This is a genomic window from Candidatus Binatia bacterium, from assembly GCA_036493895.1.
GTDB lineage: Bacteria > Desulfobacterota > Binatia > UBA1149 > CAITLU01 > DATNBU01.
In genome coordinates this window covers 24,749-43,522 of the sequence record DASXOZ010000008.1, presented here as the reverse complement: position 1 = coordinate 43,522, position 18,774 = coordinate 24,749, and the positions used below count along the sequence as shown (strand labels likewise).

Sequence of the window (18,774 nt, the reverse complement as noted above, 5' to 3'; positions counted from 1 at the left end):
GGGTCGTCGCGCCGTCGCGGCGCGGAAGTCGGCGAATCGGATGCCGTCAGGCCTCGTCGTCGCCGCCGGCCAGATGGATCAGCACGGCCGCGGGATCCCAGTAAGACATCACCGTCTGGATGCGCCCGTCGGAGTCGAGCTCGAACACCGTGATTCCGTGGAAGCGGGTGCTGCGGCCGCCGGCGATGGCCGCCGTCGCCGTCCAGCGCGTCGCGGCTCCGCTTGCCGCGTAGAACACTTCGTCGCTGCGAATCTCGAAGCGCGAGAACGGACCGGTGAACACTTGCCAGACCTGCTCGAGACCTTCTCGTCCTTCGCCTGGAATCGTTCCGGCCGGCTCGTGAACGACGGCGCTGGTCGCGAACAGTGCGATCCATGCGCCCTTGTCGCGAGAAGTGATGGTCTGGAAGTACGAGGCGATGGCGGCCTCGACGATGGGGTCGGTCAACGTCTCCACCTGCCCCTAGTGACCGACCGGGGCCCCAAAGGCAACGCAGCCCGCCCGGGCGGCCGTGCGGGCACCCCGCGGCGCCCCGCAGCCGGTACGCCGCGGGAATACGACGCGCAACTACCGGACATTCCATGGGTTTCCCGAAAAACCCCCGCCGATGCTCGAAGGATTCCGCATCTTCGCCGGGCCTTTGCGATTCCCCTTTGAACTCAGGAGTTTGCGCGGAGCCATTTGCGGACGGGGTCGGCGCGGGTCGCGCGCGGCGCGTCGAGAAGCAGGCCGAAGCCTCGACAAATGGCGAGTTTTCCACGGCCGCCGGAGAAACTTTCGGATGGCTGTTGGCTGCGAGCACGGTCGGCGGCAATCTTGCCTCGCGCCTCTTGCCTCCTTCGGCGCAAACCGGGCGCCTTCACGGGTGGGGCCCGGCAGGGCCCCACCCGAAAGGCGTCTTGGAATTAACGCCAAGTCGCCGGATTGTAACGGTTTTTTGATCGCGGCTGCTGCCCTGCCCCGTCGCGATCTCCGCTGCCACCCGTCCGGGTGAGCAGCTGCTTACGGTCCCTGCCTGTGCCTTCACCCGCCCCCGGCGGACCGTTCCCGTTCTTGAGCCTCCTTGCGGCTTTGAGTAGGTCCGCCAGGTGACAGAAGCCCGCTACGACCTGGTCGTGCTCGGCGCCGGCAGCGGCGGCCTGGCCACCTCCAAGCGCGCCGCGTCCTACGGCGCGCGCGTTGCCATCATCGAACAGGGCCGCGTCGGCGGAACCTGCGTGATCCGCGGCTGCGTGCCGAAGAAGTTCATGGTCTACGCGGCCGACTTCGCGCACGCGTTCGAAGATTCGCGGGGATACGGCTGGAGCAGCGGCGATGCCCGTCTCGACTGGGCTGCGCTGGTCGCCGCCCGCGATGCCAACGTGCGCGGACTCGAGGAAACCCACGAGCGGCTGCTGCGGCAGGCCGGCGTCGACCTGCTGCGCGGCCATGCGCGCATCAGCGGCCCGAATGAAGTGACGATCGACGGGGTTACCGTCACTGCCGGGCGTATCCTCGTTGCGACCGGATCGCGCCCGAGCCTGCCGTCGATCGACGGCATCGAGCACGTGATCACGAGTGACGGTTTCTTCGAGCTGGACCACCAGCCCCGCGACGTCGCGCTGATCGGCGGGGGCTACATTGCCTGTGAGCTCGGCGGCGTGTTCCAGGCCGTCGGCACCAAGGTGCACCTCGTGTATCGCGGCGAGCTCCCGCTGCGCGGGTTCGACGGCGACCTGCGCCGCGAGCTCGACTCTGCGATGCGAAGCTCGGGCATGTTCGTGCACGCTCGTACCCACGTCCGGCGCATCGCCAAAACGCCGTCGGGCACTTTCGTGCTCGACCTCGTCGGGCCGGACGGAGACTGCACGCTGAGCGTCGAGCGCTGCATGCTCTACGCGACCGGACGCCGTGCGAACACCGAGGAGCTCGGCCTGGAACAGGTGGGCGTCGCGCTGGACGAGCTCGGCAACATCGTCTGCGGCGAGGACGCTTCGACGGCCGCGGCGACGATCTTCGCGATCGGCGATGTCACCGGCCGAAGCCCGCTGACACCGGTCGCCATTCATGCCGGAAGGCTCTGGGCCGACCGCATTTACGGCGGCCGCAGCGTCCCGATGACCTACGAGAACATTCCGTCGGCCGTTTTCTCGGATCCGCCGATCGGCACGGTCGGGCTCTCGGAGGAAGAAGCGCGAGTGCGCTACGGCGACGAGGCGATCCAGGTCTTCAAGGCGAAGTTCCGGCCGATGCTTCACAACCTGACGGGGCGCGATGCGAAGACGACCGTCAAGCTCGTCGTTCGCCGCGACGACGAGCGGGTGCTCGGCTGCCACCTGATCGGCCGCGACGCTCCCGAGATCATCCAGGGTTTCGCGGTGGCGGTGAAGATGGGCGCAACCAAGCGCGACTTCGATGCCACGGTCGGCATCCACCCGACGACGGCCGAGGAGCTGGTGACGTTGCGCTAGTGCGGGCGCATTGCCCGCACGCCCGATGCCCCGCGCCTGCGGCGCGCCCGACCGATGGCCCGGGCGTAAAGCCCGCAGGGCCGATGGCCGGCCTACTGCCCGCGTCGGCAGGTGCCCGTCAGTGCAGCGTGCGGGGCATCTGCAGCGTGAACTTCGGGATGACGGCAAAGAAGCCAGTACCGTCCTCGCGGCGCATCTCGTAGGTGCCGTGCATGCTGCCGACCGGCCCCTGCAGGATCGCGCCGCTCATGTACTCGTGGGTCTCCCCGGGCGCCATGACGGGCTGCTCGCCGACGACGCCCTCACCCTCGACCTCGCGCACCGTTCCGTCGCCCTCGGCGATGTACCAGTGACGGCGCGTGAGCTGCACGGTGACCTCGGATTCGTTCGAGATCCGGATCCGGTAGGCAAAAACGTAACGGTCGAGCACGGCGTCGGACTGCTCCGGCACGAAATAGGACTCGACTTCGACCGAAATGCCCTGGGTCGTCTCCTTCGTCACGTGGCTAAATAAAGCCAAAGGACACCAGATGCGCAAGCGCAAGGTGGCCCCTGCCACGGTGGTCTGCAGTGGGCCTTCCACGGAGGAGCCATCCGTGGAAGGATCCGCCGATGCCGACCCACCACCGGACCTGCAACCTTTGCGAAGCGCATTGCGGCCTGCTGATCGAAACCGAGGGACGACGCATCCTGTCGATCCGCGGCGACGAGGACGATCCGCTGTCGCGCGGCTACATGTGCCCCAAGGGCAACGCGCTGCGTGATGCGTGGGAGGACGCCGACCGCATCCGGCGCCCGATGATCCGCGACGGCGAGGCCTGGTGCGAGACTTCGTGGGACGAGGCGATCGCGCACGCCGCACGCGGCATCCACGGTGTGCAGAAGCGAAGCGGCAACGACTCGTTCGGGACCTACGTCGGCAATCCGAGCGCGCACAATCTTCCGGCGATGCTGGCGATGCCGCCGCTGCTTCGCCTGCTCGGCACCAGGAACCGCTTCAGCGCATCGACGGTCGACCAGTACCCGCAGATGCTCGCCGCCTACCTCGTCTTCGGCGCCCAGCTCTCGATCCCGATCCCCGATCTCGATCGCACCCGCTACCTGCTGATCCTCGGTGCCAATCCGCTCGTCTCCAACGGCAGCCTGATGACGGCGCCCGGAATGAAAAAGCGCCTTCGCGAAATCCGCGAGCGCGGCGGGCGCATCGTCGTCGTCGATCCTCGACGCAGCGAGACGGCCGAGGCCGCCACCGAGCATGTCTTCCTGCGGCCCGGCACGGACGCGCTGTTCCTGCTCGCGCTGCTGTCGGTGATCTTCCGCGAGGGGCGCGCTCGCCTCGGTGCCGCCGAAGGCCGGGTGCTCGGCCTTCCGGAGATCGAAGCGATTGCCAAGAAGTTCCCTCCCGAGCGCGTCGCTGCGGCGACGGGCATCGACGCCGAGACGCTCGTGCGCCTGGCGCGCGAATTCTCGTCGGCCGAAGGCGCCGCGTGCTACACGCGCATCGGAATCTGCGTCCAGGAGTACGGCACGCTGGCGAGCTGGCTCGGCGACATCATCAACATCGTCACCGCAAACCTCGACCGCCCCGGCGGCATGATGTTCCCGAGCCCGGCTGCCGTCTATTCGTCGAAGGGCACGTACCGGCGCTGGCGCTCGCGCGTGCGCGGTCTTCCCGAATTCGGTGGCGAGCTGCCTGCAGCCTGCATGTCCGAAGAGATGGAAACGCCTGGCGACGGCCAGATCCACGGCCTGCTGACGATTGCCGGAAATCCTGCGCTGTCGACTCCGAACGGTGCGCGCCTGGAGCGCGCGCTCGCCGGCCTCGAGTTCATGGTCAGCATCGATCCGGCGCTCAACGAGACGACGCGCTTTGCCGACGTCATCCTGCCGCCTCGCCACGCGCTCGAGAACGACCACTACAGCCTGGTCTTCCACAAGCTCGCCGTGCGCGACACGACCAAGTACTGCGGGCCGGTGTTCGAGCCCGCCGCCGAAAGCCTGAGCGAGATCGAGATCTGCGGCCGCCTTTGCGCGGAGCTGACGCGGCTGCGCAGCGAAGACTCGGTCGCCGCCGGTGGAAAGCCGATCGAGAACACTACCGACGCGCTGTATTCGACTCCGCCCGAGCAGTTCATCGCGATGCTGCTCGCAAGCGGTCCCTACGGATTGACGCTCGAGGACATCAAGGCCAGTCCGGCGGGAATCGACCTCGGCCCGATGAAGGAAGGCGGCATCGAGCGCGCGGTGCGCCACGACGACGGTCGCATCCACCTTGCGCACCCGGAGATCGACGTCGAGATCGCGCGGCTGGATGCGGCGCTTTCAGGCGGCGGGTTCGATGCGGGAACGGCCAGCAACGGCTTCCTGATGATCGGGCGTCGCCAGCTCCGCTCCAACAACTCGTGGATGCACAACTGCCCGACGCTGATCAAGGGACCCGAGCGGTGCACGCTGCTGATGAGCCCCGTCGATGCCGAGCGTCTTGGTTTGAAGCACGGGCGCCTGGTGGCGGTCGAAAGCCGCGTCGGACGCGTGTCGCTGCCACTGGCGGTGACCGACGAGATGATGCCGGGCGTCGTCAGCATGCCGCACGGATTCGGTCACGATCGCAAGGGAATCCGGGCGCGCAACGCCGCCGCCCACCCCGGCGCATCGATGAACGATCTCACCGATGAGAGCATCGTCGAAGGCCTCGTCGGCAACGGCGTGCTGACCGGAGTGCCGGTGCGCGTCAGCGCCTGCGAGCCTGCCGTCGCGTAGACTGGGGACAGGCACCAGCGGCCGTGGGGTCAGGCACCAGCGGCCGGAGTGACGCTACAAATTCGTCTCGGCATCGCAGCCGCTGGTGCCTGACCCCATTCTGTCCGCATTCAACGCACGCAGTCGGCGGCGCCGCCGTCGACACGAAGGTCGACTGCGTTGATGTAGGAGGCTGCGTCGCTGGCGAGGAACACGACCGCCGAGGCCACGTCCTCCGGCAGCCCGAGTCGCGAAGCCGCCGACCCGGCGCCCACCGATTCGGCCACCGCTCGCCGTTCGATTTCGTTCCAGTCCTCGCCCCAGCCCTTGCGTGCGGCGCGCGCGCGAAAATGCGCTTCGACCTCCGCGGTCCTCAGCACGCCGGGGCTCACGCAGTTCACGGTAATCCCCGTGCCGGCGAGCTCCTTGGCAAGGCTCAGCACGACAGCCGGCAGCGCGGCCTTGGCCGCATAGTAGCCGGGCATCACCGCGCGCGGCCGCACCGAGCCCACCGTTCCGACGAAGATCACGCGGCCCCAGCGGCGCTCCCGCATGGCGGGCACGAACGCGCGCGCCATGCGCACGCCGCAGAGCACGTTGCGCTCGTACATCTGCTGCCAGTGGTCGACGTCGCAATGATCCCAGCTTCCGCCACTGGCGATTCCGTAGTTGTTGACGAGCACGTCGAGAGGCCCCGACGCGAGCACGCTGTCGGCCACCCGCGCCGCTCCCGCTGCCGTAGTGATGTCCCCGTCCACGTCGCGCGCCAACCGGCCGGCCGCGACGATCTCGCCCGTGACGGCGCGCCCCTGGCCTTCGTCGAACCCGTGCACGAACACGTCGGCGCCTTCGGCGGCGAACGCACGCGCGGTAGCGGCTCCGGTCCCTCGCCAGCTCCCGGTCACGAGCACGCGCCTGCCCTGTAGCCCGAGTTGCATCGCGTCAGTCGTCCTGCAGCAGCGCGAGGATGCGATCGGAGGATGCTTTGGCATCGTCGCGGCCGAGCTCGAGAAGCCGGTCGGTGAACACCCGGTCGAAATAGATGTACGACAGGAAATCCGCCTCGTCCTTCGGTACCCCCATCGTCGCGGCCAGCTTGATCATCGCGGCGATCATTCCCCGCGAGTGCAGGTCGCCGTTGCTGCGGTGGTAGCAGTCCGCGGCAATGCGGCCGATGTCTTCCGACGGGCTCTGCATGAAGAACTCGATGGGCTTGTACCCGACTCCGCGCACGGCGCGAAGCGTCGGTGCGATGCGCTCGATGAAGTCGTCGCCGAACGTTGCCTTGCCGCCGGCCAGCATCGCGTTGACGATCTCGAGCTGGTGCAGCTCGTTCTCGATGGGATCGAGAAGGATCACGTCGAGGAGCTTGCCGAGCAGGAACGCCGGCTGGGTCAGTGCGTCCGCGTCGCAGTACGGGTCGCGGGTCTGCTTGCTCACGCGCTTTTTGAGCCCGACGACGAGTACTTTTTCGGCCTGCAGCCGTACCGCCGGCGACAGCGGCGTGTTGAGCCTGAGGCCGCCGTCGACGTAGTAGCTGCCGCCGATGCGCACCGACGGGAACAGGAACGGAATGGCTGCCGAAGCCCGCACGTGCAGGTCGGTCATCTCGGTCTTTACCGCGTCGACGTGAGGATCGTAGAGCCACGGCGTGGTATCGGCACCAGGCCCGTCGAGGAACACGCGCACGACACCGGTGTTGACCTCGGTGACCGCCGTGCACAGCACCGACGGGCGCCCGGCCGCGAGATTGGCGCGAAGCCGGTGCCACGGGATCCGCTCGCGCACCAGCTGCTCGAGAGGCGCGATGTCGACGAGTCCGCCGATCGACTCCGACTGGTCCGCACCCCCGCGCGCCTTGGGACGCCCGAAGCCCGCGCTGCGCAGCGGGATCCCGAACATGTCCCGCCACGACAGCCGCAGCACCGTGTCGAAGCGCATGTTGCGCCAGGTTTCGACGATCGCGTTCGCGCGCTCGCGCGGATCGAGCCCCGACGACGCCGCAACGTACGCTGCATGGATGGCGCCGACCGACGTGCCGCTGACGATGTCGAATTCGAAGTCGCGTCCGAGCTTCGGATAGATGTTTTCGAAGAGCCACGAGACGACGCCGGCCTCGTACGCGCCGCGGGAGCCGCCCCCCGACAGCACGAGCGCCATGCGCTTTTTGCGGGCCGGCTTCTCACCGGCAGGGGCGACGGCGCCGGGCACGACGGGGCACGATAGCACGCCGCGCCACGCGAGGCGCGCGATGCACCGGAGCATGCTGCCGCCGGCGCGGCCACGGCCGCAATGACAGCGCGACGTTCGCGGCGTTTGCCCGGGTGCCGCGTGCTCCGTACAAACGACGGTTTCGATGTCGCTCGTCGTGATGGAAGACTGTGAGCTTGCCTTCGGCGGGCGCTCGATCTTTTCCGGCCTCAACCTGAGGATCGGCGAAGAGGACCGCATCGGCCTCGTCGGGCGCAACGGCTCGGGTAAATCGTCGCTGCTTCGCGTGCTCGTCGGCCAGCAGGAAATGGACCGCGGCGCCGTGCGCCGCGCCGGTGCGATCCGCATCGGCTACCTGCCGCAGGAGCTGGAGGTGGCCGGCGGCCGCAGCCTCGTCGATTCCGTGCTCTCCAGCGTTCCCGGCCGCGCCGCCCTCGAGTCGACGCTGGAGTTGGTCGAGCACGAGCTGGCCGAAGCGACGACGGAGGCCGAGCAGATGGAGCTGGCCGAGAAGCTGGCCACCCTGCACGACGACGTCGCGCACTTCGACTCGAACTACTCGCCGCACGAGGCGCACCGCATCCTGGACGGCCTCGGCTTTCGCAGCGGCGACGCAACCCGCGATCTCGGCGAATTCAGCGGAGGCTGGAAGATGCGCGCCGTGATGGCGTCGCTCTTGTTCCAGAAGCCCGACCTTCTGCTGATGGACGAGCCGACCAACCACCTCGATGTGACGACGGTGGGCTGGCTCGCCGATTTCCTGCGTCGCTACCGAAACGCGATGATCCTGATCTGCCACGACCGGGACTTCCTGAACGAGCAGGTCACGCGAATCGTCTCCTACGAGCCCGAAGGCGTGCGCCAGTACTCGGGCAACTACGAGGACTACAAGCGGCAAAGGGCGGAGGAGGCCGAGATCCTCGAGCGCCGCGCGGTCAACCAGCAGAGGCTGCGCGACCAGACGGAGCGCTTCATCGCGCGATTTCGCGCGCAGGCGAACAAGGCGGCCGCGGTGCAGAGCCGCGTCAAGATGCTCGGGAAACTCGAGGACGTGAACCTGCTCGGCAGCGAGCGTACGCTGCGTTTCCGTTTTCCGCCGTGCCAGCGAGCCGGCGTCGATACCGTGATCCTGGGCGACCTCGGGCACCGCTACGGCGAGATCGACGTGTTCGAGCATGCAGAAGGCATCGTGCGCCGCGGCGACAAGGTCGCGATCATCGGGCCCAACGGCGCCGGCAAGACGACGCTGCTGCGCATCCTGGCTGGCGAGATCGCGCCGGCCGCGGGCGGTTTCCGCCTCGGCCACAACGTCAAGGTCGGCTACTACGCCCAGCACGTGACGGAACGGCTCGACCTGCGAAACTCGGTCTTCGACGAAGTGTGGCAGAACAGCGCCTACGACGACCTCACGCAGGTGCGCAACGTGCTCGGGACCTTCCTGTTCTCCGACGACGACGTCGACAAGAAGATCGCGGTGCTGTCCGGCGGCGAGAAGGCGCGAGTCGCGCTGGCACGCCTGATGGTCGATCCCGGCAACCTGCTGCTGATGGACGAGCCCACCAACCACCTGGATCTCGAATCTTCCGAAGCGCTGGCCGAGGCGCTGGCGACCTACGACGGGACGCTGATCTTCGTCAGCCACAACCGCAGCTTCGTACGTCATCTCGCGACCCGCGTCTGGTACGTCCACGAGCACGTGGTCGAGGAATTCCCCGGCACGATGGACGAGTTCCTCTACCACCTGGCCCAGCAGAGATCGGGCGCCGAGAAGACGGCGCGGGCGGAGGCCAAAGCGGAGAAGGCAGAAGCGAAAGCCGGCAAGGCGGCGGCGAACGCGGGTAAAGCGGCAGCGACAGCGGTCAAGACGGGAGCGAAGGGCGACAGGCAAGCGGCGAATGCCGATACCCAGCTGCGGAAACTCGAGGCGCCTTCCGCGATGCCGCCAGCAGCTGCGCCTGTCGATCCGCGCGGCGCGAAGGACGAGAAGGCGCGCGAGCGTGCGAAGGACCGCGAGGCGCAGCGAACACTTCGCGATCTCGAAAAACGCGTGCAGGAGTACGAGGCGCGCATCGCCGAAATCGAGACGCTGCAGGCGGGTCGCAGCAACGAGCTGTCGCAGCCGGAGATCTACGCGGACCAGCAGCGCTACGGATCGCTGCTGTCGGCCTACACCGAGGACCAGAAGAAGCTCGAAGAGCTGATGCTGCGGTGGGAGCAAGCGCAGGCCTCGCTCGCCGAAATCCGCGGCTGACACGCGGGCAGGTGCACGAAGGCTGGATCGGCGGTGAGTCGGCGCCGCTGCCCGCGCCGTCGTTCACGCCGAGACCAGCGACGCGGCGAAGGCAAATCCCGCGAGCGCGGTGCGCGCCCAGTGCCACGTACTCCAGCGCTCGAGTTCCGCGGCGACTGCGCCCGGCGCGATCGTCCCGGTCGCGAAGCCGCGGTTGGTGCGTTCGAAGTAAAGAAAGAAGCTCGCGACGACGACGATCATCAGGATCGCCGCAAGCGACTCGCCCGCGAGGCCGGCGCCGCCCGCCCACCCGGTCGCGGACGCCGCTGCGACCGCGAGCAGCGTTGTCGCCGTCGTCAGCGGTCCGAAGTAACCGAGCAGGCGCTGGCCGTTGTCGGCGTACCAGAGCAGGAACTGCTCGGGCGCAAGCGCGCGCCACCAGGGCAGCAGCACCATGCCTTCGGTAAGCTGCGAGCCGAGGAAGATGCCGAGGGCGGCGGTAGCGAGGTATCGCAGGAGATCGGCGAAGGGCGTCATGTCTTGCCCGATTGTAGCACGCGCGAGGGCGGCCGGACGCTACAGCGTGCGCGGGATTCCCGGCTGGCCGATGTCGCATTCGAGCGCGGCGCGATCCCAGCGCGCGCGATCCGCGGCAGCGGCGTAGGTGGCCTGCAGGAACTCGAGCAGGGCGGCATCCGGATCGCGAGCTTCGCGCACGCTGGCGTAAGGCAGGACGAACTCGCCGAGCGTGGGCTCGAAGCGCGCGGCCTTCGGCGCGACGCGCGCACTGCGGAAACCTTCCGGCTCGGGATAGGCGTACGCGTAGAACGACGCGTCGATGTCGGCGTTGCCGGGCCAGAAGCCGGCGCTGCTCACTTCGTGCGAATACGCTTCCTGCGCGACGCGCCGGGGCAGATGCGGGACGCCTCCGGGATGGAGCGGCGCGCGCCGGCCCGAGAAGCGCGTAACCGCCAGATCGAAGCTGCCCCAGAAGAAGTGCACCGGGCTCGCCTTGCCGATGAACCCGCTGCGAAAGCGTTCGAGCACGCGGTGCGATTGCCAGATGACGCGGCCGAAGCGCTGTGCGTATTCGCTGTCGTACGAGGCATGCGCGCGGTCGAGCTCGAAGGGCGTCGGCTGCGCGATCTCGCACGGCATCGTGTTGAGCTCCACTGCGAGGTCGAGCTCGCGCAGCGTCGCCATCAGCTCGCCGTAGAAGTCGGCGACCGATTTGGGCTCGAGCCGGATGCGGCGCGTCGGCCGATCACTCGTGTGGATCAGCAGCAGGTGATCCATGAAGTCGAACGCGAGCTCGAAGGCGCGCTCGCCGCGCGGGATCGCTGCCGTCGTCAAGCCGTGCGGCGTGACATAGAGCGTGACCTGCCACGAGTGGTTCAGCCACGGGTTGTGCGCGAGGCGGACCTTGCCGACGATCTGCGTCCACAGGTGCAGGGTCGCGTACGTGTCTTTCCACGCAGCGTACGGGAGCTCCGGCCAGTCTTTGTCCACGGCCTTCATCCTTCGAAGAGGAATTCGTCGTCGAGACAACCGCGAGGCGGACGCTGGGCCTGGCGGGGAGTGTCGCGCGTCACGTGCGCGCAAGGGTGCGAAAGCTCGATCGACTCCTTCTTCGACATGGCCAATCCTCGATAGCATGGCGGCGATCTGCTCGCGACGTACCGGATCCGATGTTTCCTTGGCGATGCCGGGCAGTCCTCAAGGACACGGCGGCACCGTCAGAGGGTGCGGCGCAAGGGTGGGCGACTTCACCCCGGTCTCGTTGCAGGCGCCCGAGTAGCTGTTGTCGTTCGCGACATAGAATGAAGAGCCAAAGAACGAATGGAGGTCGGCGGCGAATTTCCACGATCCCGATTCGCTGTAGCCGTCCGGACTGGTGGCATGCCAGCTGAATGTCCTGCACGCCAGCGTGCCGGTGTAGACGAAGCCGGTGTCCGGCACGTCTCGCGCCTCGTAGTGCCCCGAGCCCTTGTACGTGAACTGGAAGGAGTCGGTCGAGTCGAGGTCGGCGCAGAAGGCCTGCCCGCCGAAGTCGCGCTCGTTGCACGTGAACGTCTCGTTGAAGACCAGCTTTTCGAGTCCGGTCACAGCGGGACAGGCCGGCACAGTCGTGGTCGTCGTCGAGGTGGTTGTCGTCGTCGTGGTCGTCGCGCAGGCGGGGCAGTCGAGCGCGACGTCGAGGCCGACGACCAGGCGAAGATCTCCGAGCGCGTCGCTGGCCGTGATGGTGCCGCTGCCGTTGATGTCGCAGGCGCAGAGCTCGCACTCGAGGAGGCCGACGCCCGACTTCAGGATGTACAGAGAGTCGCTGGTGACGGGATGGGCACCGCCGGAGAACGGCTGACCGCAGTCGAGAGGCTCGGCCGCCGCGACATGGGCGGCGAGCACGAGACCTGTGGCCAGGGCGAGCTGGCGAAGGAGGGCCATCAGCGTTGCCAAGCCGCTGCGGCGAGCGAACGCGCGAAGGCGTCATGATCGAGGGCGCCGGTATTGGCGAGGAAATCGAGATGGGTCCTGCCGCGCCGCCACGCCGGCTCACGGCCGGGATGATGCAGCAGCGTCGCGACGAGATCGAGATCCGCTTCCACCAGCAGGGTTCCGTGCAGCATCGTCGCGGTCCGCTGGCGTCTCAGCGCCAGACCGCCGACCTTGCGGTCGCCGATGCGCAGGTCTCCCGAAGGGTCCGAGTCGATTTCCGCGTGAAGCCCGCACGCAGCCAGCGCGGCGCGCACGAAGCCGTTGCAGCGCTGCTTGACCTGCTCGAGCGAAGGCGGCGGCTCGCCGGACGCATGGGGCACGACCAAGGCGTACTGCACCGTGCCCGACCCGATCACGACCGTTCCACCTCCGCTGGCGCGGCGAAGCACCGCTGCCGAGCTGCGCTGGCAGACGTCGAGGTCGATCTCCGTGTCCGCATCGCGACTGACGCCGAGAACCACGGCCGTCTCGGTGCAGGTCCACACGCGCGTGCGCGCAGCCGGAGTACCGGCGTCCATCAGCGCGAAATCGCCCTCGATCCCGCGAACGGCCCCGGGGGCGGAGCCGAGCAGGATCTCGACCGGCGGCCTGGCGCCGCTCATCTCGTCGCGGCCCCGACGCGGTCTCTCCAGTGCGTGGCACCGACGAAGATCACGCGAAGCTGGCGCACGAAGTTCTGTGCCAGCTCGTCTTCGAGCTGGGGCTGGTCGGCGGGCAGGTCCATGAAATCGCTCGCGGCGTTGAGCATCGTGTTGACGACCAGCCCGCACACGGTCTGCAGCGTCGGCATCGAAAGCCCCGGCAGCAGGCTCAGTTCGCGAAGGTCCTGCGCCATCTCGGTCGCGAAATGCTGGGTCTCGTAGCGGATCGAGCGGCGGATCAGCGGCGAGCCGCCCCAGCGCTCGCTCGCCATGAACATCACGTGCAGGCGGTGCTCGCGCACGAACTGGCGGTAGATGCGTACCGAGTGCTCGATGATGCGGATCGGCGGCACTCCGGCGCGGCGCGCTTCACGCAGCATGCGGCGAAGCGACAGCCCCGTCTCTTCGACGAGCGCGAGCCCCAGTTCGTCGAGGTCCTGGAAGTGGCGATAGAACGACGTTGGCACGACGCCGGCCTCGCGCGTGATCTCGCGCAGACTGAGGCTCGTCAGGCTGCGGCCGCTGCTCATCAGGCGCAGCGTCGCGTCCATCAGCGCGGTGCGCGTGCGTTTCTTCTGGGCCGCACGGGAGCCCGCGGGCTCCGCCGTGCGCGACGGCCCCGGATGGGGCGGGGCTGCGACGTCGGCCTCGTTGCGCCGCGGGGCCGCCCCGGATTTGCCGGCCGGGGGCATCACCCTGCTCTTTCGATGAACGCCTGTAGCCATATCCAGACGCATGAAAATCAGGAAATACGAGCATTTGCCAGAGGTGGCCGGCGATTTCGGTGCACAACTGTTGACAGAACCGGATTTTCGGTACACAAGTGTTCACCAGATCTTCCCGAGGGAGTTCCATGAGCACTGTTCTCGCCGAAACCACTGCACCGGTCCTCGCGCTTCTTCGCAGCCCGTGGCTGCGCCCGCTGAACGATTCCGCTGCGATCGACGACCTGCTCGCGATGACCGGCACGACCCTGTCGCTGTCGAGGATCCGCGCCCGCGTCGTTGCCGCCGTCCGCGAAAGCCGGGATGCGCGCACCCTGGTGCTGAAGCCGAACGCGCTGTGGCCGGGGCATCGCGCCGGGCAGCACGTCACGGTCGAGGTGGAGATCGGCGGGCGGCGCCTCATGCGCACCTTCAGCCTGTCGTCGCCGCGGCGCCGCGACGGGCTCCTCGCGATCACCGTCAAGCGTCACGCGGGCGGAAAAGTCTCGACGTGGTGGAACGATGTCGCGCGCGCCGGCGACGTGGTGACGCTGGCGGCGCCCGGCGGAGAGTTCGTGCTCCCGCGCGCACTGCCGTCGCACCTGGTATTTCTTGCCGCAGGAAGCGGCATCACTCCTGTCATGGCGATGCTGCGGGAGCTGGACCGGCCGGGTGCCGTGCAGCCCCGCGTTCGCCTGCTCTACTCGACGGCCACCGCAGCCGACGCGATCTTTGGCAAGGAGCTCGAAGCCCTGGCCGCGCGAAGCCCGTGGCTCGAGATGACGCTGCACGAAACCGCAACCCACGGCCGCATCGACCAGCCGCACCTTGCGCCCCTTGCGCGCGACTGGGCCGATGCCCTCGTCTACGTCTGCGGCCCGGACGGTTTCCAGCAAACGGTGCGCGGCGCGTGGAACGAGGCGGGCCTGGCGTCGAATCTTCGCTTCGAGCGCTTCTCCCTCGCGTCCTGGGCGCCGGTCACGGCAGAAGCCGTGCCGGTCGAAGCCAGCCGATCCGGCATCCGCTTCGAGGCCAAGCCGGGCGAAACACTGCTGGCGGCGGCCGAAAGAGCCGGGCTCGCTCCGGTTTACGGCTGCCGCATGGGCGTCTGCCACACCTGCAAGTGCGCGAAGATTTCCGGGCGCACGAGCGATGTCCGCGACGGGCGCACGAGCGATGACGGCGCCGGCACCATCCAGCTCTGCATCTCGACCGCGGTGACGCCGGTCGTGCTCGAACTATGAAGCCTTCGCTCGCGAGATCGACGGCCGCGCCACAGGAGAATGCAATGGAATCGAGGAAGCCGACAAACGAAGAGCTCGATGCGATCGGTGCGGAGCTCGATGCGCTGCGAAACGAAGTGCTCGACGATCTCGGCGAGAGCGACGCCGCGCACATCCGGCGCATCGTGCGTCTGGCCCGCGCGAGCGCGATCGCCGGCCGCGCGATGATCGGGCTCGGCATCGACCCGGCCAGCTTCGTGGTCGGCGTCGCGGCGCTGTCGCTGGCCAAGATCCTCGAGAACATGGAGATCGGCCACAACGTCATGCACGGCCAGTACGACTGGATGAACGATTCCACCCTCGACTCGCGCACTTACGAGTGGGACAACGTCTGCGATTCCTCGCAGTGGCGCCACTACCACAACTACGAGCACCACACGTTCACGAACGTGCTCGGCCTCGATCGCGACGTCGGCTACGGGCTCATCCGCGTCAGCAGCGAGCAGCACTGGACCACCAAGCACCTGTTCCAGCCGATCAACAACGTCGCGCTCGCGCTGCTGTTCCAGTGGGGAGTCGGCCTGCACGACATGGACCCGGTGCGCGTGATGTTCGGACGCACGGACAGCAAGGAGGCCGAGGAGCGTCGGGCGGAATTTCCCCGGAAATGGCGCCAGTTCCTGCGCAAGGCCGGCCGCCAGCTCGCGAAGGACTACGTGCTGTTCCCGCTGCTGACGCCCTGGAACGCGCCGCGCGTGCTGCTGGCGAACCTGATGGCCAACGGCATCCGCAACGTGTGGACCAACGTCATCATCTTCTGCGGGCATTTCCCTGAAGGCACGCAGGTGTTCACGCGCGACGAAATCGAGGGCGAGAGCCGTGGGCACTGGTACTGGCGCCAGCTTCTCGGTTCGGCGAACATCGAAGGCTCATCCTGGTTCCACGTGATGACGGGGCACCTGTCGCACCAGATCGAGCATCACCTGTTCCCGGACCTGCCGGCATGGCGCTATCCGCGCATCGCCGAACGCGTGCGCGATCTCTGCGAACAGTACGGGATCCCATACAACACCGGGAGCCTGGCAGAGCAGTACGGCAGCGTGCTCGGTCGGGTGTTCCGCTTTGCCATTCCGCCGTCGCTCGCTTCGCTGCTACCGGGCTTGTCGGCTACCTGATCCACCTGATCGTGCCGGCGCCGGTCATCGCGGGCCGTGCGTTGTCCGCGGGCGCGGGCTAACAGTCGCGCCATGGCCAAGCTCTCGCTGGTCGTCGGCGACATCACCCACCAGCAGGTGGACGCGATCGTCAATGCCGCAAATTCGCGACTGGCGGGCGGCGGGGGCGTCGACGGTGCGATTCACCGCGGCGGCGGGCCGCAGATCATGGCCGAGTGCGACCGCATTCGCGCCGAGCAGGGCGGCTGCCCCACCGGCGGCGCGGTCGCGACGACGGCAGGCCGCCTTGCGGCGCGCGCCGTCGTCCACGCCGTCGGTCCGGTCTGGAGTGGGGGACATCGCGGTGAAGCCGGGCTGCTCGCGTCCGCTTATGCCACGAGCTTGGCCGTCGCCGCGTCGATCGGATGCCGCTCCGTCGCCTTTCCGTCGCTCAGCACGGGCGCCTACCGTTACCCGATTGCCGAGGCCGCCGAAGTCGCGCTGACGACGATCCTGGCGGTGCTCGACGAAAGGCCGTCGGATTTCGACCTCGTGAGAATGGTGCTGTTCTCGCAGGGCGACTTTGGCGTGTACGAGGCTACGCGCGCACGGCTGATGGCAACGCGTGCGCGGTGATGGGGCGTTGATGGGGACAGGCACCAGCCGCTTTCAACTCTTCGTCGGCGCCAGGTCGAGGGGGGACAGGCACCAGCCGCATCAACTCTTCATTGGCGCCCGGTCGAGGGGCTGGTGCCTGTCCCCGGTCGGCACCGAGTTGAAGGGGCTGGTGCCTGTCCCCAAGGTGCGCTCCGGCATCTGCTGGTCGAGCAGCCGCAGCGGCTCGGCCTTGTCGGCGATCGTCTGCTCGCGCTCGTCGCTGTAGGTGAAACAGGTGTTGCGCATGCCCGGAATCGACGCGTTGACCGAGCGCCAGCGGTCGATCGGCACGTCGGCCTTTTCGCGGATCTCCTTCGGAACGCTCTGGAAGTAGCGGACGAAATGGAGCTGGTAGGCGGCCTGCGCAATTTCGACGACCAGCTCCGAGATGCGATGGCACCCGCCGGTGCCGCCGACTGCGGCGCGGGCCGAGGTGGTGAAGCCGCGGCCGACCTTCATGCCGACGAGCCGTTCCATGTTGACGTGCGTCATGTTGCAGACGTTCGTGAACGGACCGTTGCGGATCTGGCTTCGCGCGGCGACGATCTCGAGCGAGGGGTGCATCACCTCGACTTCGACGACGACGTCGTGCACCTCGTCGCGCAGCAGCGCTTCGATCAGGAAGCGGTCGTCGGCAAGCGGGTAGATGTTGGTCTGCTTGGCACGGTGGTAGATCGCGGTGACGCTGGGCATGCGGCTGCATAACGCGCGCCGCCAGCGAAGCAAATCCGGCGAGCGGTGGCGGCGCCTATGCCTGAAGCGCGTCCAAGGCGAGACGCAGGCGGCGGATTCCTTCGCGGATCGTATCCTCGCCGAGTGCCGCGTAGCCGAGCAGCAGCTCGGCATGGGCCGGAGGGTGCGCGTAGAACATCGCGGCGGGATACACGCCCACACCGAGGTCGCGCGCAAGCTGCCTCAGGCGCGGCACGTCGCGCGCGTCGACGTCCGGAATCTGCAGGAGCACGTGAAGGCCGGCCCCGGCGCCGAGCACGCGCACGCGGCCTGCCAGCTCGGCGTCGGCCGCCTCGAGAAGCGCGTCGCGCCGCGTCGCCATGCGAAGACGCGCGCGCCTGGCGTGGCGCTCCAGGTGTCCTTCGGTGATGAAATCGGCGAGTGCGAGCTGCTCGATGGTCGGTGTGCCGGTATCGACCAGCGCCTTGGCCGAAACGAAGTGCGTCACAAGGGATGCCGGCGCGACGAGCCAGCCGATCCGGAGTGACGGGAACAGCAGCTTGGATGCCGTTCCCGCGTAGATCACGCGGCCATCGGGGTCGAGGGCCTGCAGGCATTCGATCGGTTTGCCGTCGTAGCGGAACTCGCCGTCGTAATCGTCTTCGAAGATCCACGCATCGCGCCGCCGCGCCCAGTCCACCAGCGCCAGGCGCCGCGGCAGCGCGAGCACCGAGCCCATCGGATACTGGTGGGACGGAGTGACGCACGCCAGGCGTGCCTTCTCCACCTTCTCGAGGTCGTCGGTGCGAAGACCGTGCTCGTCGACCGGGATGTGCACCAGGCTCGCACCGGCAGCGGCCAGGCAAAGCGAGAATCCCGTGTAGTGCGGCTCTTCGAGAACGACGTTGTCGCCGGGATCGACGAGAAGCCTCGCCGCAAGATCGATCGCCTGCTGCGAGCCGTGCACGATGACGATGTTGTCCGGCGACGAGACGACGCCGCGCGCGCGCGCGAGGTAGCCGGCCAGTGCTTCGCGAAGCTCGATGGCGCCACCCGGCGGCTGGTAGGCCAGTCTCCTGGCAGAAAGCCGCCGCGCGCGCCGCGCGAGAAGCCGCGACCAGGTATCCATCGGCAGGTCTCGCAGCGACGGTTCGCCGTAGCGGAAATCGTACGGAAGAAGCTCCGGCCACGGGCTCCACGTCATTCGCACGTGGGACGTCAATGCGACCAGCCGCTCTCCTGCGGCCGACAGGCGAGGAGCGCCGCCGGTTCTTTTTTCGGACGTGGTCGCCGGCACGGAACGGCCGAGGGCGGAAAGGGCAAGGGTGAGGGCGGGAGCAACCGCCGCGACGTACGTTCCCGAGCCGACGCGACCGGACGCGTAGCCTTCGGCGATCAGCTGGTCGATGGCCTGCAGCACGGTGTTGCGCGAGAGCCCGAGCTCCTTGGCCAGCGAGCGCGTCGACGGCAGGCGGTGGCCCGGTCCCAGCCTCCCGTCCAGGATCGCTGCTCGCAGTGACCGATAAAGCTGGCGGTGAAGAGGGCCTTCCCCGTCGAGCTTGACCCACAACATGGGGGCAAGCGGTACCATGAAAT

Annotated in this window: 18 protein-coding genes; 6 read left to right on the top strand and 12 right to left on the bottom strand. The window is 68.0% G+C overall.

Annotated elements, in window-relative coordinates; genetic code table 11:
- Window positions 1-46 precede the first annotated feature (46 nt).
- Entirely contained in the window at window positions 47-448 is a 402-nt protein-coding gene (locus VGK20_01055) for a nuclear transport factor 2 family protein (protein HEY2772615.1), read from the bottom strand.
- Between the two features lie 641 nt (window positions 449-1,089).
- Here VGK20_01055 and gorA point away from each other — a divergent pair.
- Window positions 1,090-2,451, top strand: coding sequence for a glutathione-disulfide reductase (gorA, locus tag VGK20_01050; protein HEY2772614.1), 1,362 nt, complete (start codon window positions 1,090-1,092; stop codon window positions 2,449-2,451).
- A 118-nt stretch (window positions 2,452-2,569) separates the two neighbouring features.
- On the opposite strand, the gene apaG is transcribed toward gorA, so the two are convergent.
- Window positions 2,570-2,953 (bottom strand): Co2+/Mg2+ efflux protein ApaG, encoded by a 384-nt coding sequence (gene apaG, locus VGK20_01045; protein ID HEY2772613.1) that lies wholly within the window; start codon window positions 2,951-2,953, stop codon window positions 2,570-2,572.
- Window positions 2,954-3,063: 110 nt separating this feature from the next.
- On the opposite strand from apaG, the gene VGK20_01040 reads away from it, so the two are divergent.
- Complete coding sequence (locus tag VGK20_01040; GenBank protein HEY2772612.1) at window positions 3,064-5,211, top strand: molybdopterin-dependent oxidoreductase; 2,148 nt, start codon at window positions 3,064-3,066, stop codon at window positions 5,209-5,211.
- 110 nt (window positions 5,212-5,321) lie between these two features.
- On the opposite strand, the gene VGK20_01035 is transcribed toward VGK20_01040, so the two are convergent.
- Both VGK20_01035 and VGK20_01030 read right to left on the bottom strand, forming a co-directional pair.
- Window positions 5,322-6,128, bottom strand: a complete 807-nt coding sequence (locus VGK20_01035; GenBank protein HEY2772611.1) for an SDR family oxidoreductase — start codon at window positions 6,126-6,128, stop codon at window positions 5,322-5,324.
- A gap of 4 nt (window positions 6,129-6,132) precedes the next feature.
- A complete protein-coding gene (locus tag VGK20_01030) occupies window positions 6,133-7,455 on the bottom strand; it encodes a patatin-like phospholipase family protein (GenBank protein HEY2772610.1) in 1,323 nt (440 codons plus the stop codon).
- Window positions 7,456-7,546: 91 nt separating this feature from the next.
- Between VGK20_01030 and VGK20_01025 the strand changes: the two genes are divergently transcribed.
- The gene (locus VGK20_01025; protein HEY2772609.1) at window positions 7,547-9,652 is read left to right on the top strand and encodes an ABC-F family ATP-binding cassette domain-containing protein; all 2,106 of its coding nucleotides are present in this window, start codon (window positions 7,547-7,549) and stop codon (window positions 9,650-9,652) included.
- Between the two features lie 63 nt (window positions 9,653-9,715).
- On the opposite strand, the gene VGK20_01020 is transcribed toward VGK20_01025, so the two are convergent.
- From VGK20_01020 to fabR, 6 genes are all read right to left on the bottom strand, one after another.
- A complete protein-coding gene (locus tag VGK20_01020; GenBank protein ID HEY2772608.1) occupies window positions 9,716-10,168 on the bottom strand; it encodes a hypothetical protein in 453 nt (150 codons plus the stop codon).
- A gap of 39 nt (window positions 10,169-10,207) precedes the next feature.
- Window positions 10,208-11,149 (bottom strand): DUF5996 family protein, encoded by a 942-nt coding sequence (locus tag VGK20_01015; GenBank protein ID HEY2772607.1) that lies wholly within the window; start codon window positions 11,147-11,149, stop codon window positions 10,208-10,210.
- Window positions 11,146-11,268 (bottom strand): hypothetical protein, encoded by a 123-nt coding sequence (locus VGK20_01010; GenBank protein ID HEY2772606.1) that lies wholly within the window; start codon window positions 11,266-11,268, stop codon window positions 11,146-11,148. The genes VGK20_01015 and VGK20_01010 overlap by 4 nt, the downstream gene beginning before the upstream one ends.
- Before the next feature lie 79 nt (window positions 11,269-11,347).
- A complete protein-coding gene (locus VGK20_01005) occupies window positions 11,348-12,076 on the bottom strand; it encodes a hypothetical protein (protein ID HEY2772605.1) in 729 nt (242 codons plus the stop codon).
- Window positions 12,076-12,729 (bottom strand): hypothetical protein, encoded by a 654-nt coding sequence (locus tag VGK20_01000; GenBank protein HEY2772604.1) that lies wholly within the window; start codon window positions 12,727-12,729, stop codon window positions 12,076-12,078. Before VGK20_01000 ends, VGK20_01005 begins: the two co-directional genes overlap by 1 nt.
- Window positions 12,726-13,460: an HTH-type transcriptional repressor FabR gene (fabR, locus tag VGK20_00995; protein HEY2772603.1), complete on the bottom strand. Its 735-nt coding sequence runs from the start codon at window positions 13,458-13,460 to the stop codon at window positions 12,726-12,728. Before fabR ends, VGK20_01000 begins: the two co-directional genes overlap by 4 nt.
- A 161-nt stretch (window positions 13,461-13,621) precedes the next feature.
- On the opposite strand from fabR, the gene VGK20_00990 reads away from it, so the two are divergent.
- From VGK20_00990 to VGK20_00980, 3 genes are all read left to right on the top strand, one after another.
- Entirely contained in the window at window positions 13,622-14,716 is a 1,095-nt protein-coding gene (locus VGK20_00990; GenBank protein HEY2772602.1) for a 2Fe-2S iron-sulfur cluster-binding protein, read from the top strand.
- A 44-nt stretch (window positions 14,717-14,760) separates the two neighbouring features.
- Complete coding sequence (locus VGK20_00985) at window positions 14,761-15,870, top strand: acyl-CoA desaturase (protein ID HEY2772601.1); 1,110 nt, start codon at window positions 14,761-14,763, stop codon at window positions 15,868-15,870.
- A 72-nt stretch (window positions 15,871-15,942) separates the two neighbouring features.
- On the top strand, window positions 15,943-16,485 hold the full coding sequence (locus VGK20_00980) for an O-acetyl-ADP-ribose deacetylase (GenBank protein HEY2772600.1): 543 nt from the start codon (window positions 15,943-15,945) through the stop codon (window positions 16,483-16,485).
- A gap of 81 nt (window positions 16,486-16,566) precedes the next feature.
- Here VGK20_00980 and VGK20_00975 read toward each other — a convergent pair whose 3' ends face one another.
- Both VGK20_00975 and VGK20_00970 read right to left on the bottom strand, forming a co-directional pair.
- Entirely contained in the window at window positions 16,567-17,199 is a 633-nt protein-coding gene (locus VGK20_00975) for a DUF2889 domain-containing protein (protein ID HEY2772599.1), read from the bottom strand.
- A 55-nt stretch (window positions 17,200-17,254) separates the two neighbouring features.
- The gene (locus VGK20_00970) at window positions 17,255-18,751 is read right to left on the bottom strand and encodes a PLP-dependent aminotransferase family protein (protein ID HEY2772598.1); all 1,497 of its coding nucleotides are present in this window, start codon (window positions 18,749-18,751) and stop codon (window positions 17,255-17,257) included.
- Window positions 18,752-18,774 lie beyond the last annotated feature (23 nt).

Bases quoted from the DNA above. Each gene is read 5' to 3' on its own strand.
- VGK20_01040 (HEY2772612.1), top strand. From the start codon at position 3,064: ATGCCGACCCACCACCGGACCTGCAACCTTTGCGAAGCGCATTGCGGC.
- VGK20_01035 (HEY2772611.1), bottom strand. From the start codon at position 6,128: ATGCAACTCGGGCTACAGGGCAGGCGCGTGCTCGTGACCGGGAGCTGG.
- VGK20_01030 (HEY2772610.1), bottom strand. From the start codon at position 7,455: ATGCTCCGGTGCATCGCGCGCCTCGCGTGGCGCGGCGTGCTATCGTGC.
- VGK20_01025 (HEY2772609.1), top strand. From the start codon at position 7,547: ATGTCGCTCGTCGTGATGGAAGACTGTGAGCTTGCCTTCGGCGGGCGC.
- VGK20_01020 (HEY2772608.1), bottom strand. From the start codon at position 10,168: ATGACGCCCTTCGCCGATCTCCTGCGATACCTCGCTACCGCCGCCCTC.
- VGK20_01015 (HEY2772607.1), bottom strand. From the start codon at position 11,149: ATGAAGGCCGTGGACAAAGACTGGCCGGAGCTCCCGTACGCTGCGTGG.
- VGK20_01010 (HEY2772606.1), bottom strand. From the start codon at position 11,268: ATGTCGAAGAAGGAGTCGATCGAGCTTTCGCACCCTTGCGCGCACGTG.
- VGK20_01005 (HEY2772605.1), bottom strand. From the start codon at position 12,076: ATGGCCCTCCTTCGCCAGCTCGCCCTGGCCACAGGTCTCGTGCTCGCC.
- VGK20_01000 (HEY2772604.1), bottom strand. From the start codon at position 12,729: ATGAGCGGCGCCAGGCCGCCGGTCGAGATCCTGCTCGGCTCCGCCCCC.
- fabR (HEY2772603.1), bottom strand. From the start codon at position 13,460: ATGCCCCCGGCCGGCAAATCCGGGGCGGCCCCGCGGCGCAACGAGGCC.
- VGK20_00990 (HEY2772602.1), top strand. From the start codon at position 13,622: ATGAGCACTGTTCTCGCCGAAACCACTGCACCGGTCCTCGCGCTTCTT.
- VGK20_00985 (HEY2772601.1), top strand. From the start codon at position 14,761: ATGGAATCGAGGAAGCCGACAAACGAAGAGCTCGATGCGATCGGTGCG.
- VGK20_00980 (HEY2772600.1), top strand. From the start codon at position 15,943: ATGGCCAAGCTCTCGCTGGTCGTCGGCGACATCACCCACCAGCAGGTG.
- VGK20_00975 (HEY2772599.1), bottom strand. From the start codon at position 17,199: ATGCCCAGCGTCACCGCGATCTACCACCGTGCCAAGCAGACCAACATC.
- VGK20_00970 (HEY2772598.1), bottom strand. From the start codon at position 18,751: ATGTTGTGGGTCAAGCTCGACGGGGAAGGCCCTCTTCACCGCCAGCTT.